Consider the following 12,367-nt stretch of genomic DNA (forward strand, 5'->3'; position numbering starts at 1 on the left):
GCGCCTATAGGCCGAGGAAACCCGACAGGCGCTGGACTTCTTCATCCAGCGCCGCCTTGTAGCCGGCATCGCGCGGCGGCCGGCCGCTGACATAGCCGCAGTCCACCTGCAGATGGCCGCCGCGCACGCCCGCGTTGGCCCAGCCGATGACCTGGTCACGCCAAAGCAGCGGCAGCGCGTAGTGGCCGCGCACCCGCTTGGCCGCCGGTGTATAGGCCTCGAAGCGGTAGGCCCAGCCCCACAGCAGCTCGAAACGGCGGCGGTCCCAGACGACCGGATCGAAGGGCGCGAGCAAGCGCACCTGGGCCGGGATGCGCCGGCTGCGCGCAGGGTCTTCGTCGGCGGGCCAATACCAGTCGGTGCCGTCCACCCTGGCATGGGCCAGCCTCTCCTTGGCCCGCGTGAAGGTCGACCTTCGCAGGTCCTGCCACTGGTGGGCGGCATTGAAGAGCATGCTGATCAGCGTCGACAGGCTGCCCGCCGGCAACGGCGCGTACTTGCGCACCAGCGCGTCGGCCATGGCATCCATGGCAGCCTGCGGGTCGGCGGGCGCTTGCCAGGCCTGCGCCAACCGATAGACGCGGGTGCCGCTGTCACGCCGGACGACGTCGAGATGGCCGCGGTAGTGCAGGCCGTCGAGCAACTCCGTCGACAGCCGGCTGTTGCCGCCGAACCAGTTCTTCACCGGGCCGTGGCCGAGTGCCGCGTCCACCTCGGCCGGGTGGGCCTCACCCAGGCGCTCGACCTCGGCCAGCACCGCACGGGCCAGCGCCCACCGCGGCTCGTCCCAGATGCGGCGTGCCGTGCGCGGGTGCATCAGTGCACGCAGTTCCGGCGTGACGAAGCCGTAGTTGATGAAGAAGTCTTCCTGCAGCGACAGGCGCGGGTAGCGCCGCTCCAGGTCGCCGGCGCGGTAGTTCTTGACGCGGTGGCGCAGCGTCAGGTCTTGCGCGCGCGCCGGCGCTCGCAGCGGGTCGGCCTGCACGAAGCCGCCGAGCTTTTCGACGGCCTTGAGCAGCGTCGTCGGCGTGAACAGACTGCGCGCGACGGCATGGCGGCGCAGCGCCGCGAGGTCGAGGCGAGGGTCAGGGCTGGGCGGCATCGTTGGGCGGGAGGTGCTGCTTGCGGGCATACATGTCGGCGTCGGCATGCCGCAGCAGGCCCTCGGTGTCCTGGCCATCGTCGGGATAGAGGGCGATGCCGAAGCTGGCGCCGAGCTGGAACTCGGCAGGCGCTATTCCTGCCAGGCTTTGCAGCGGCGCGCGCACCGCGGCCTCCAGGTGGTTGCGCGCAGCCTCGGCATCGGCGCGGTTCTCGACCGAGTCGAGCAGCAGCACGAACTCGTCGCCGGCATGTCGCGCCACGATGTCGCCGATGCGCACGCCGGCGCGCAGGCGCTGGGCGGTCTCCTTCAGCACCGCGTCGCCGACGCCATGGCCGAAGCGCCTGTCGATGTCCCTGAAGCGGTCGAAGTCGATGAACATCACCGCGAACGGCCAGCTGTCGCCGCGGCGGCGCTGCTGCAGGATGCGGTCCTCGATGCGGCGCATGATGGCGCTGCGGTTGGACAGGCCTGTCAACTGGTCGGTCAGCAGCCGTCGTTGCATGTCGGCAAAGCTGCGCGCAAGCTCGCCGAGCTCGTCGCTGCGGTGCACCTCGGGGGGCTCGTCCAGCACGCCGTCGCCGACGCGCCGTGCCGCTTCGGCCAGCTCGCGCAGTTCGCGCGTGACGATGCCCAGCACCGCCCAGCCGAGGCCGAGTGCAACGACCACGCCCAGACCCGCCAGCACGGCGGCCTGCACGAAGTTGCGCTGCACGCCGGCCAGGAAGTCGGCCCGCGGGACGGCGACGATGACGCGCCAGTCCAGTCCCAGCGCCGGGTCGAGCCGGGCATGGCCGAGCTGCACGACACGGCCGTCGGCGTCGCTGAAGCTGGTCGTGCGCGGCACCGTGCCGGTCGCGTCACCGCCGGTGGCGCCAAGTCGGCGCACGGTGTCGAAGGCGGCGGCGACGAGCGGGTCGGGGCTCTGGGCCGCGTTCAGGCGCTCGTGCCGGCCGACGGCCAGGGTCTGCATGTGCGCGCCCCGCGACACCCCGATGAGCTGGCCATCGGCCTCGACGACCATGGCGACTGCGTTCTCGGTCAGCGCGGTGCGCTGCAGCAGGGCGTTGACCTGCTTGAGCGGCAGGTCGGTCGCCGCCACGCCTTCGGGCTCGCCGACGTCGTTGCCGACGCGCTTGGTGCGCGTGGCGACCAGGTCCAGCGTCTTGAAGTCGATGTAGACCGGTGTCCAGCTCAGGGGCGCGGGGCTGGCCAGGGCCGCCTGATACCAGGGGCGCTCGCGCGGCTCGAACACCTTGTCTTCAACCACCGGAGAACGCATCTCGCCCGTGATGCCGCTGAGCCGGTAGAGGGTGCGCGGGCCATCACCCGAGACGCGCAGGCGCAGCTCGGCTTCCTGCTCCGAGAAACGCCACAGGCCCATGAAATGACCGTGCCGGTTGCCGTAATAGACGTAGTTGTTGGGATCGCGACGCACCGATGTGGCCAGCCAGAAGCGGCTGCGCAAGCTGTGCAGCTCGCGCGCTATGTCCTCGGGCGCGGACAGGCCGGTGGGTGCCGCCGCTTCGAGCACGGCATCGGCGCCGCCGACATGCCGCTCCAGCGCCGCCGCGATGCGGCCGACCGCCTCAGCAAGCAGCTGGCTGGACAGGGTGTCCACCGTGTCGCTCCCGGCCCGCCAGGACAGCGAGCCCATCAACAGCACTAGCGCCAGCACCAGCACGACGTAGGGCAGCGTCAGCAGGCGGCGCAGGCTCAGGCGGTCAGTGAATCTCCTGATCGGCAAGGAAGGGTTCCGCAGCGGTGGGTGGCCGTTGCAGATTAGCAGGCCGGCAAGCGCCCGCGCAGCTCACCGACAACGCCGGTCGAGGCGAGCACGGCGCCGCACTAGAATTCAAGGTTGCTTTGCAGTTTTTCGCGGCCGCTCATTCAAGGAATTCAACGTGTTCATCTCCAACGCCTATGCCCAGGCCGCCCCGGCGGCCGCCAGTTCCGATTCCGGTCTCCTCGGCATGCTGCCGCTGGTGCTGATGTTCGTGGTGCTGTATTTCGTCATGATCCGGCCGCAGATGAAGCGCCAGAAGGAGCACAAGGCCATGATCGAGGCGGTGCAGAAGGGTGACGAGGTCGTTACCGCCGGCGGTGTCCTCGGCAAGATCAGCAAGCTGGGCGACAACTTCATCCATCTGGAAGTCAGCAATGGCGTGGAGCTTCAGGTCCAGCGCAGCGCCATCACCCAGGTTCTCCCTAAGGGCAGCTTGAAGTAACCGGCCCCGCGCCCATCTCCGTCCGCAGCCGTCTAGGCGCTGACAAGGAAGTTTCCATGAACCGCTATCCGCTCTGGAAGTACGTGATCCTGCTGGTCGCGCTGCTGATCGGCACCCTGTACACCCTGCCCAACCTGTTCGGCGAAGCGCCCGCGGTGCAGGTCTCCAGCGCCAAAGTCACCGTCAAGATCGACACCTCGGTCCAGGAGCGCATCGAGGCAGCGCTCAAGGCTGCCAGCATTCAGGCGGACTTCGTCCAGATGGAAGGCACCTCGATCAAGGCCCGGTTCGGCGACACCGACACCCAGATCAAGGCCAAGGACACGATCAGCAAGGCGCTGAACCCCGATCCGGCCGACCCCACCTACATCGTCGCGCTCAACCTGCTGTCGCGCTCACCGCAGTGGCTGAGCCGCATGGGCGCCTTCCCGATGTATCTGGGCCTGGACCTGCGCGGCGGCGTGCACTTCCTGATGCAGGTCGACATGAAGGCCGCATTGACCAAGAAGGCCGAGGCGCTGACCGGCGACGTGCGCCTGATGCTGCGCGAGAAGAGCATTCGCCACGCCGGCATCAGCCGTGACGGCAATACCGTGCAGATCGCCTTCCGCGACGACGCGCAGCGCACCAGTGCCACCGAGCTGCTGAAGACTCAATTGCCCGACGTGGTCTGGACGCCCCAGGGCAACGGCGGTGAGCTGCGCCTGGTCGGTAGCCTGGCGCCCCAGGCCCAGGTGGCCGTGCAGGAGGCGGCGCTCAAGCAGAACATCACGACGCTGCACAACCGCGTCAACGAGCTGGGCGTGGCAGAGCCCGTCATCCAGCAGCAGGGCCTGGACCGGGTCGTCGTGCAGTTGCCCGGCGTGCAGGACACCGCCAAGGCCAAGGACATCATCGGCCGCACGGCCACGCTTGAGCTGCGCATGGTCGACGACAGTGCCGAAGCCATGGAGGCGCTGCAGGGCAATGGCCCCGTGCCCTTCGGCACGGAGCGCTTCATCGACCGCGGCTTCGGCCCCATCATCGTCAAGCGCCAGGTGCTGCTGACCGGCGACAGCCTGAATGATGCCCAGCCCGGCTTCGACCAGAACCAGCAGCCGGCCGTGCACCTGACCGTCGACGCCAAGGGCGCCCGGATCATGAAGGAGGTCTCACGCGAGAACATCGGCAAGCGCATGGCCATCCTGATCTTCGAGAAGGGCAAGGGCGAAGTCGTCACGGCACCCAAGATCAACGACGAGCTCGGCAATCGCTTCAGCATCTCCGGCGCCATGACGACGCAGGAAGCTGCGGACACGGCCCTGCTGCTGCGCGCGGGCTCGCTGGCCGCGCCGATGGAGATCATCGAAGAGCGCACCATCGGTCCGAGCCTGGGCAAGGAAAACATCGAGAAGGGCATCGCCAGCGTCAGCTGGGGCTTCGTCGCGGTGGCCGTCTTCATGTGCCTCTACTACATGCTGTTCGGCGTGTTTTCGTCGCTGGCTCTGGGCTTCAACCTGCTGCTGCTGGTCGCGGCCCTGTCGATGATGCAGGCCACGCTCAGCCTGCCGGGTATCGCGGCCATCGCGCTGGTGCTGGGCATGGCCATCGACTCCAACGTGCTGATCAACGAACGCGTGCGCGAAGAACTGCGCGGCGGTGCGACGCCACAGCAGGCCATCCACCTCGGTTACGAACGCGCCTGGGCGACCATCTTCGATTCCAACGTGACGACGCTGATCGCTGGCGTGGCCCTGCTGGTCTTCGGCTCCGGCCCGATCAAGGGCTTTGCCGTTGTGCATTGCCTCGGCATCCTGACCTCAATGTTCTCGTCCGTCGTGTTCTCGCGCGGCCTCGTGAACCTCTGGTACGGCCGCAAGAAGAAGCTCAAAAGCGTGTCCATCGGTCAGATCTGGAGGCCGGACGCCGACAAGGCCGTTGCAGGGACGACCGACGCGACCGACGTGGCCGCCAAGGCTTAAGGATTCAAGATGGAACTCTTTCGCATCAAGCGCGACCTGCCGCTGATGAAGCATGCGTTGATCTTCAACGTCATCTCATTCCTCACCTTTGCCGCCGCCGTGTTCTTCCTGGTCACGCGCGGCCTGCATTTCTCCATCGAATTCACGGGCGGCACCGTCATCGAGGTGGCCTATCCACAGGCGGCCGAGATCGAGAGAACCCGCCAGACCGTCGAGAAGATGGGCTTCGGCGAAGTCCAGGTGCAGAACTTCGGCTCATCCCGCGACGTGATGATCCGCCTTCCCGTGCGCGAAGACATCAAGCAGACCGAGCTGGTCGACATGGTCTTCGGCGAGCTTTGCAAGGCCGAGGCCGGTGTGATCAGTGCGCACCAGACCGTGACGCCGCAGGGTGAACAGGTCAGCAAGCAGATCTGCAAACAGGCCGATGGAAGCGAGCCGATCACGCTGTCGCGCTCCGAGGTCGTCGGGCCGGCCATCGGTGCCGAACTGGCGCAGGACGCCGCCAAGGCGTTGGCCGTGACGGTCATCGGCATCATGATCTACCTGGCCATCCGGTTCGAGTGGAAGTTCGCGGTCGCCGGCATCATCGCCAACCTGCACGACGTGATCATCATCCTGGGCTTCTTCGCCTTCTTCCAGTGGGAGTTCTCACTGGCGGTGCTGGCGGCCATCCTGGCGGTGCTGGGCTACTCGGTCAACGAGTCCGTCGTCATCTTCGACCGGGTACGCGAGGCCTTCCGCAAGTTCCGCAAGATGACGACGCACGAGGTCATCGACCACGCGATCACGTCGACGATGAGCCGCACCATCATCACCCACGGCTCGACGCAGCTGATGGTGGTGTCGATGCTGCTGTTCGGCGGCCCGACACTGCATTACTTCGCGGTTGCGCTGACCATCGGCATCCTGTTCGGCATCTACTCCTCGGTCTTCGTCGCGGCGGCCCTCGCGATGTGGCTGGGCGTCAAGCGCGAAGACCTCGTGAAAGTGCCCGTCAATCGCGACGACCCCAGCGACCCGAACTCCGGGGCCGTCGTGTAGAGTGAAGCGAACCCCGCCAACCAGCCGAGTCGCCGCTCTCGTTCCATGACCGCCGCCCGCAACCAGGCCCTGGCCACGCAGGCACGGCGCGTCTATCTCGAAGCGCTGGTGCGCGGCTTGACGCCCCTGGTGGCCGCGGTCGGCCAGGGCGCTGGGCAGCTGCTGGCGCAGGGCGCGCCGCACGCTGTCATGATGGCGCGACGCGACGCGGTGCAGGCCTGGCAGAAGCTCGGTCCCAGTTGGCAGATGGCGGTCGTCGGTGCGCTGCGCCACGCGGCCGTGCACGGCGTCTCTGACAACGCGCGCGAGCCTGAATCCGCCGCGCCGGCCCAGTCGCAGAAGATGAGCCTGGTCGACGACTCGACCATCGAGCGCGAGATCATCAGCTCGCGGCTGGCGTTGGTCATGATGGATCGAGCCACCTGGGAGTTCACTGACCTGCGCACCCGCATGCAGGTGCTTGAGGCGCATGACGACCTTGAACCGCTGGACCTGCTGCGTGCCCATGTCGTCGCTCGGGTTGCCTTGGATGCCTGGACCCGCGTCGGCCTGGACGCCAACGTCTGGCAGTTGCTGCACAACGAGCTGCACGAGGAGTTCGCCCAGCTCATCAGCGAGGCCTATCACGAGACCAACCGCTGGCTGATCGCGCAGAAGGTGTTGCCCGATGTCGATCTGCGCCCCTTCATCCGGCGCACGGCCCAGGCTGCGGTGACGGCGACGGCCGCCGCGGCCGGCGTCGCTGCCAGCCCGCCAGCTGCGCCCGCGCCACCGTTCCCCCCCTTTCCACCGCTGCCACCGGTTTCGCCGGGCCCTGGCCTCGGCCCCACGTCGGGCCCGGGCCCCATGGCTCCGCTGCCGTCCGTGCGCAGCAAGGCCAGCAGCCAGGCCGATGAAGTCATGGCCCAGCTGCAACGCGTGCTGGCCCGGCATGTGCCGGGCTTTCCGGTCACCAAGAGCCAGGTGCCGGCCCGCCCGGGTGGCGGCAAGCCCAGCCTTGCCGACGTGACGCCCAGCCACCCGGGTGCGCTGAGTGGCGGCGCGGCGCGCGCCGCCGCCGACGCTGCCAGACCCGCGCTGGCCGACGCGCCGTCGGTCCCCGCCTCGCCGCGGTTGATGGGCGCCATCAAGCATGCGCAGGAATCGCTGCAGCGCCGCCCCGCCGGTACCGGCGACACCGGTGGTGGCGCCGTCAGCACACCGCGTGCGCTGGAGGAGATCGGCGCGCGCAACCAGGCCTTCAAGCAGGTCCTCAAGCAGGCGGCCAACACGCCGGCCGAGCGCGCGACCATCGAGATCGTCGCGATGATGTTCCAGAGCATCCTGACCGAAGAGCGCATCCCGGCGACGGTGCGGGTCTGGTTCGCGCGGCTGCAGATGCCGGTGCTGCGTGTGGCTGTCAGCGAGCCCGACTTCTTCGCCGCCGCCGACCACCCGGCGCGTCGCCTCATCGACCGCATGGGCGCCTGCGTGATGGGCTTCAACACGGCCCACAACAGCGGCCCTGGCGCCGAGCGCGCCAGCAACGATGCGCTGGAGCGCGAGATCAAGCGCGTCGTGCAGGTGGTCGAGGCCTACCCCGACACCGGCCGGCGCGTCTTCGCAACCGTGCTGACCGAGTTCGAGAAGTTCCTCGACCACTACTTCGAGAACGAGAACCAGGCCTCCAAGCGCGGCGTATCGCTGGCCCAGCAGGTTGAGCAGCGCGAGACGCTGGCCATCCAGTACACCATCGAGTTGCGCAAGATGCTGTCCGAGGTGCCGGTGCAGGACGGCGTGCGTGACTTCCTCTTCCATGTCTGGGCCGATGTGCTGGCCGTCACGGCCGTGCGTGCCGGCGCTCAGTCCGAGGTCACCAAGGTCATGAAGCGCGCCGCAGCCGACCTGATCTGGAGCGCCAGTTCCAAGGCCTCGCGCGAGGAGCGCGCGGACGTCATCCGCCGTCTGCCGCCGCTGCTGAAGACGCTGCGCGACGGCATGAGCCACGCCGGCATCCCGATCGACAAGCAGGACGAGCATGTGCGCCAGCTCAACAATGCGCTGGCCGCGGCCTTCACGGCCAAGACCGCGGCCATCCCGCGCGAGCGCCTGGACGAACTGATGGACCAGCTCGAAACGCTGGAGGCCATGCTGCCCGAGAACGTCGATGGCGACACCCATGTCGACGAGATGCTGGTGCGCGACCTGTCCGGCCACGAATCCGACGGCATGGAAGTCGTGGCCGAGGGCGGCTCCGCACCGACGCCGGCCATGGTGGCCTGGGCGCGCGAGCTGCAGGTCGGCGGCTGGTTCATGCTGGATTACCGTGGCCGCAACGAGCAGGTGCAACTGGCGTGGCGCGGCTTGCGCAAGCAGCTGGCGCTGTTCGTCACGCCCAAGGGCCGTGGCGTGCTGTTCTCGCTGAACCGCATGGCTGCCTTCCTGCAGGCCGGCCTGCTGCTGCCGGCGCAGGATGAAGCGCTGACCGTGCAGGCCACGCGCAAGGCACTGGCCAAGCTGGATGCCGACCCTGAGCAACTGCTGAAATGACCAACGGCGCCGAGGGCGCCGTTTTGTTCGATCGGGCTGGCAATCTCAGTGGATCAGCCGGTCCTCGGGGGCGACGAAGAGTTCGTCGAGGATCAGCGCATCGGGTTCTTCGCCCAGGCTCCAGAACACCATCAGCACGATGATCTTCAGATCCTCAAGGTCCATGGGCGCGCCGGGGATGGCCATCGCGCGATCGATGACCATCTCGCGCATCGGGCCGGGCAGCACGCCAGCGGATTCGAGGAAGCTGACGAAGCCGACCGAGGCTTCACCCAGGTGCTCGATCTCGACGGGCGAGTAGACGCGCATCGCATTCTCGCTCTGCTCACCCTGGTAGGACTCGCCAGCTGCAGCGAGGCCGTCAAGCCAGCACAGGGCCTCCTGGATTTCGTCGTTCTCGAACCCTACCGCCGTCAGCTTGCGCGCGAGCTGCGCGTGATCGGGGCAGGCGTCCGGGCGCCAATACGTCTCGTAGAGATAAACCAGGACATCGAACATTGTGAGGGGATGATAGCCCACGGCCCGGCGGCCCCCTGACGCGAATAACCCCGGGGATAGGGCTCTGATATCCGGGGTCAGGCTGGTCAGCCCTGGCCCCTGCGCTGGAACAGTTGCCCCGCCAACCGGGCGACCCGGCCGTCCAGCTCCAGCTCCAGCAGCGCCCCGCTGAGTTCGGCCGCCGGCCAGCCGCTGCGGGCCATCAGCGCATCCAGGCTGACCGGATCGAACCCCATGGCGTCCAGCAGTGCCTGCTGTTCATGAGGTGTTTCAGGCGTTTCCGGCGCGGCCTCGCGCGCGGTCCCGAGCGGACGCAGTTCCTCCAGCACGTCCTGCGCCGATTCGACCAGCTTGGCGCCCTGACGGATCAACGCGTGGCAGCCACGTGCCTGCGGCGAGTGAATCGAGCCGGGGATGGCAAACACTTCGCGCCCGGCCTCGACCGCCAGCCGTGCCGTGATGAGCGAGCCCGACTGCACGGCGGCCTCGACGACGAGGCAACCCTCGGCCAGGCCGGCAATGATGCGGTTGCGCTGGGGGAAGTTGGCCTGCGTGATGGGCGTGCCCAGCGAGTACTCGCTGACGATGAGGCCGCCACCTGCGAGGAGCCGGGCAGCAAGACCGGCGTTGCGACGCGGGTAGACCTGGTCCAGGCCCGTGCCGACGACGGCGATGGTTGGACCGCCTGCGTCGAGGGCCCCCTCATGCGCTGCGGCATCCACGCCCAGGGCGAGGCCCGAGATGACGGTGTAGCCGGCATCGGCCAGTGCCCTGCCAAAGGCGCGGGCGTTGTCGCCGCCCTGGGCGGTCGGGTTGCGGCTGCCCACGATGGCGACAGATGGCGTGCCGAGCAGCTCGCGCCGTCCTTGCAGCCACAGCAGCAGCGGTGGGTCGGCGGTGGCCAGCAGGCGCGGCGGGTAGTCAGGGTCGCCGAGCGCCAACAGATCGTGGCCGGGCTCGGCCAGCCAGGCCACGGCCTTGGTGATCAGCTCGTCCAGATGCTCGGGCGGCCGGTTGAAGGCTTCACGTTGCTTGTGCGTCAGCGCCTGGTCGAGTGCTGCAGCGGGAAGCCGGAAAGCAGCCTGAGGGCTGCCGGCCATGGCCAGCAGACGCCGCACCGAACCGGCGCCAAGACTTTCGGTCAGCCGCAGCCAGGCGGCCAGTTCGGCCGGGTCGAGCATGCGCTCAGGGCTGGGTGAAACGATCGCCCGGCTTGACCGGTTCGTTGACCGAGATGATCAGCGCGTAGGAAACCCGCTCATAGACCTCGAACACGAAGAGCACGCCATGGCGCTCGTCGGGCAGCTTGATGACCTGGGCCTTCTGCTGCGTCTTGTCCACAGCGGTTTCGCCGTCACGCCAGAGCGCCAGCACGTGGCCGCGCTCCATGCCGTCGCGCCGGCCGCGGTTCAGCGCGACGATCTGGTTCTGGCCTGCATTCAGCGCGTCGCCGTAGATGGCCGCGATTTGACCCGCCATGGGCTTGTCGGGTGCGTGCGGCACATAGCGCTCGAGATTGCGCTGTGGCGCGGGGGCCAGGCGGTCACCCACGCCGACTTCCTGCTTGGCCAGCCTGATCTGCACCGTCGCCGGCACGATCTCGGGCTTGCCATCGGCACCGGTGCGGTTTTCGCCGGTGCGGACCAGCTCCGCGGTGCCAACGTAGGGCGCCTCGTAGCCAAGAATCTCCCTGGTGGTCGGGTCGCGCAACGTGCGAGCAGTGCGGAAGACACGGAAATCCGTGCCGTTGCCAAAGTCGCCACGGGCATAGGCCAGTTCGCCCCTGCCGACCAGCACGCGGCCTTCCTGGGTCGCGACCACTCGCGGTGCCGTGGCCAGCACATCGGTATCGAAGACGATGGCGTCGGTCAGGAAGGGCTGTATCAGGTGCAGCGGGATCGCGGCGATGGGGCTGGTGTCCGTCGCCGACACGCGCATCTGCGGTCGCAGCTTGACCGTGTCGCCCGCGCCGCTGCCACTGCGTCCCTGGGCCAGCTGCAGCCGCGCATGGCCGTCCACCTTGACCAGCAGCAGCACCTGGCCGGGGTAGATCAGGTGCGGGTTGCGGATCTGCTCGCGGTTCATGCCCCAGAGCTCCGGCCAGCGCCAGGGGCTTTTCAGGAACAGCCCCGAGATGTCCCACAGGGTATCGCCCGGCTGCACCGTGTGCTGGTCGGGCGCGTTGGGTGCAAGCTCGGACAGCGGCACGCCGGCGCTGGCGACCTGATCGGCCACGCGGCGTTGCTCCTGCGTGATGGGCAGCGTGCTGGTCTGGGCCCAGGCCGCAGTCGTCGCGAGGGTCAGGCAGGCCGCAAGGACGGAAAAATGGGCGGGGCGGGCAGCGGGCATCAGGCGCGGTCTCCGAAGGGATTGCCGGATCGGCGAAAATCCGGGTGATTCTGCCCGCATTCACACAGGGCAACCAACAACCGCTAGCGCTCGTTTGCGAGTGCTTACAAGGCGCCATGGCCCAACTCGACATCCTCCGCTATCCCGATCCACGCCTGCACACCGTCGCCAAGCCGGTGGTCGCCGTCGATGAGCGCATCCGCCAGCTCGTCGACGACATGCTGGAAACCATGTATGCCGCCGATGGCGTCGGCCTGGCTGCGACCCAGGTGGATGTGCACGAGCGCGTCATCGTCATCGACACCTCGCAGGACCGCGACACGCCGCGCGTGCTGATCAACCCCGAGCTCGTGAAGGCCAGCGAACGCATGGTTGACGGCGAGGAGGGCTGCCTGTCCGTGCCGCAGATCTACGACAAGGTGCCCCGCCATGCCGAAGTGACCGTGCGCGCCACCGGCCGCGACGGCCAGGTCTATGAGCTTGAAGCCGATGGCCTGCTGGCCGTCTGCGTCCAACATGAGATGGACCACCTCGCGGGCAAGGTCTTCGTCGAATACCTGAGCCCGCTCAAGCGCGACCGCATCAAGACCAAGATGATCAAGAAGGCGCGCGAGGAAGAGATCGAGGCCAAGAAGCGCAATCAGAGGTTCTGATGC

10 protein-coding genes are annotated in these 12,367 nt (G+C 68.0%); 5 read left to right on the top strand and 5 right to left on the bottom strand.

All coding sequences use genetic code 11. The annotated features are described in order from the left end of the window. Window positions 1-4: 4 nt before the first annotated feature. Both ACT6S0_RS03525 and ACT6S0_RS03530 read right to left on the bottom strand, forming a co-directional pair. Window positions 5-1,102, bottom strand: a complete 1,098-nt coding sequence (locus ACT6S0_RS03525; protein WP_444762536.1) for a DNA glycosylase AlkZ-like family protein — start codon at window positions 1,100-1,102, stop codon at window positions 5-7. Then, complete coding sequence (locus ACT6S0_RS03530) at window positions 1,086-2,849, bottom strand: diguanylate cyclase domain-containing protein (protein WP_444762537.1); 1,764 nt, start codon at window positions 2,847-2,849, stop codon at window positions 1,086-1,088. The genes ACT6S0_RS03525 and ACT6S0_RS03530 overlap by 17 nt, the downstream gene beginning before the upstream one ends. 157 nt (window positions 2,850-3,006) lie before the next feature. On the opposite strand from ACT6S0_RS03530, the gene yajC reads away from it, so the two are divergent. The 4 genes from yajC to ACT6S0_RS03550 are packed head-to-tail and all read left to right on the top strand — an operon-like array spanning window position 3,007 to window position 8,864. Then, on the top strand, window positions 3,007-3,330 hold the full coding sequence (gene yajC, locus ACT6S0_RS03535) for a preprotein translocase subunit YajC (RefSeq protein WP_444762538.1): 324 nt from the start codon (window positions 3,007-3,009) through the stop codon (window positions 3,328-3,330). A gap of 56 nt (window positions 3,331-3,386) precedes the next feature. Continuing rightward, window positions 3,387-5,291 carry a protein translocase subunit SecD gene (secD, locus tag ACT6S0_RS03540; protein ID WP_444762539.1) on the top strand — a complete coding sequence of 635 codons (1,905 nt, stop codon included), beginning with the start codon at window positions 3,387-3,389 and terminating at the stop codon, window positions 5,289-5,291. A 9-nt stretch (window positions 5,292-5,300) separates the two neighbouring features. Continuing rightward, a complete protein-coding gene (secF, locus tag ACT6S0_RS03545; protein WP_444762540.1) occupies window positions 5,301-6,335 on the top strand; it encodes a protein translocase subunit SecF in 1,035 nt (344 codons plus the stop codon). Window positions 6,336-6,380: 45 nt separating this feature from the next. Beyond that, the gene (locus ACT6S0_RS03550; RefSeq protein ID WP_444762541.1) at window positions 6,381-8,864 is read left to right on the top strand and encodes a DUF1631 family protein; all 2,484 of its coding nucleotides are present in this window, start codon (window positions 6,381-6,383) and stop codon (window positions 8,862-8,864) included. A gap of 45 nt (window positions 8,865-8,909) precedes the next feature. On the opposite strand, the gene ACT6S0_RS03555 is transcribed toward ACT6S0_RS03550, so the two are convergent. The 3 genes from ACT6S0_RS03555 to ACT6S0_RS03565 form a co-directional block, all read right to left on the bottom strand. Beyond that, window positions 8,910-9,362 (bottom strand): DUF494 family protein, encoded by a 453-nt coding sequence (locus tag ACT6S0_RS03555; protein WP_444762542.1) that lies wholly within the window; start codon window positions 9,360-9,362, stop codon window positions 8,910-8,912. A gap of 86 nt (window positions 9,363-9,448) precedes the next feature. Beyond that, window positions 9,449-10,543 carry a DNA-processing protein DprA gene (gene dprA / locus ACT6S0_RS03560; protein ID WP_444762543.1) on the bottom strand — a complete coding sequence of 365 codons (1,095 nt, stop codon included), beginning with the start codon at window positions 10,541-10,543 and terminating at the stop codon, window positions 9,449-9,451. 4 nt (window positions 10,544-10,547) lie between these two features. Further along, window positions 10,548-11,711: a LysM peptidoglycan-binding domain-containing protein gene (locus ACT6S0_RS03565; RefSeq protein WP_444762544.1), complete on the bottom strand. Its 1,164-nt coding sequence runs from the start codon at window positions 11,709-11,711 to the stop codon at window positions 10,548-10,550. A gap of 116 nt (window positions 11,712-11,827) precedes the next feature. Between ACT6S0_RS03565 and def the strand changes: the two genes are divergently transcribed. Continuing rightward, window positions 11,828-12,364: a peptide deformylase gene (gene def / locus ACT6S0_RS03570; RefSeq protein ID WP_444762545.1), complete on the top strand. Its 537-nt coding sequence runs from the start codon at window positions 11,828-11,830 to the stop codon at window positions 12,362-12,364. Window positions 12,365-12,367: the final 3 nt, after the last annotated feature.

Source organism: Roseateles sp., from assembly GCF_052436255.1.
Classification (GTDB): Bacteria; Pseudomonadota; Gammaproteobacteria; order Burkholderiales; family Burkholderiaceae_C; genus Pelomonas.

Excerpts from the sequence above, each read along its gene's own strand:
- secF (WP_444762540.1), top strand. The coding sequence starts at position 5,301 with ATGGAACTCTTTCGCATCAAGCGCGACCTGCCGCTGATGAAGCATGCG.
- ACT6S0_RS03550 (WP_444762541.1), top strand. The coding sequence starts at position 6,381 with ATGACCGCCGCCCGCAACCAGGCCCTGGCCACGCAGGCACGGCGCGTC.
- def (WP_444762545.1), top strand. The coding sequence starts at position 11,828 with ATGGCCCAACTCGACATCCTCCGCTATCCCGATCCACGCCTGCACACC.
- dprA (WP_444762543.1), bottom strand. The coding sequence starts at position 10,543 with ATGCTCGACCCGGCCGAACTGGCCGCCTGGCTGCGGCTGACCGAAAGT.
- ACT6S0_RS03555 (WP_444762542.1), bottom strand. The coding sequence starts at position 9,362 with ATGTTCGATGTCCTGGTTTATCTCTACGAGACGTATTGGCGCCCGGAC.
- ACT6S0_RS03565 (WP_444762544.1), bottom strand. The coding sequence starts at position 11,711 with ATGCCCGCTGCCCGCCCCGCCCATTTTTCCGTCCTTGCGGCCTGCCTG.
- secD (WP_444762539.1), top strand. The coding sequence starts at position 3,387 with ATGAACCGCTATCCGCTCTGGAAGTACGTGATCCTGCTGGTCGCGCTG.
- ACT6S0_RS03525 (WP_444762536.1), bottom strand. The coding sequence starts at position 1,102 with ATGCCGCCCAGCCCTGACCCTCGCCTCGACCTCGCGGCGCTGCGCCGC.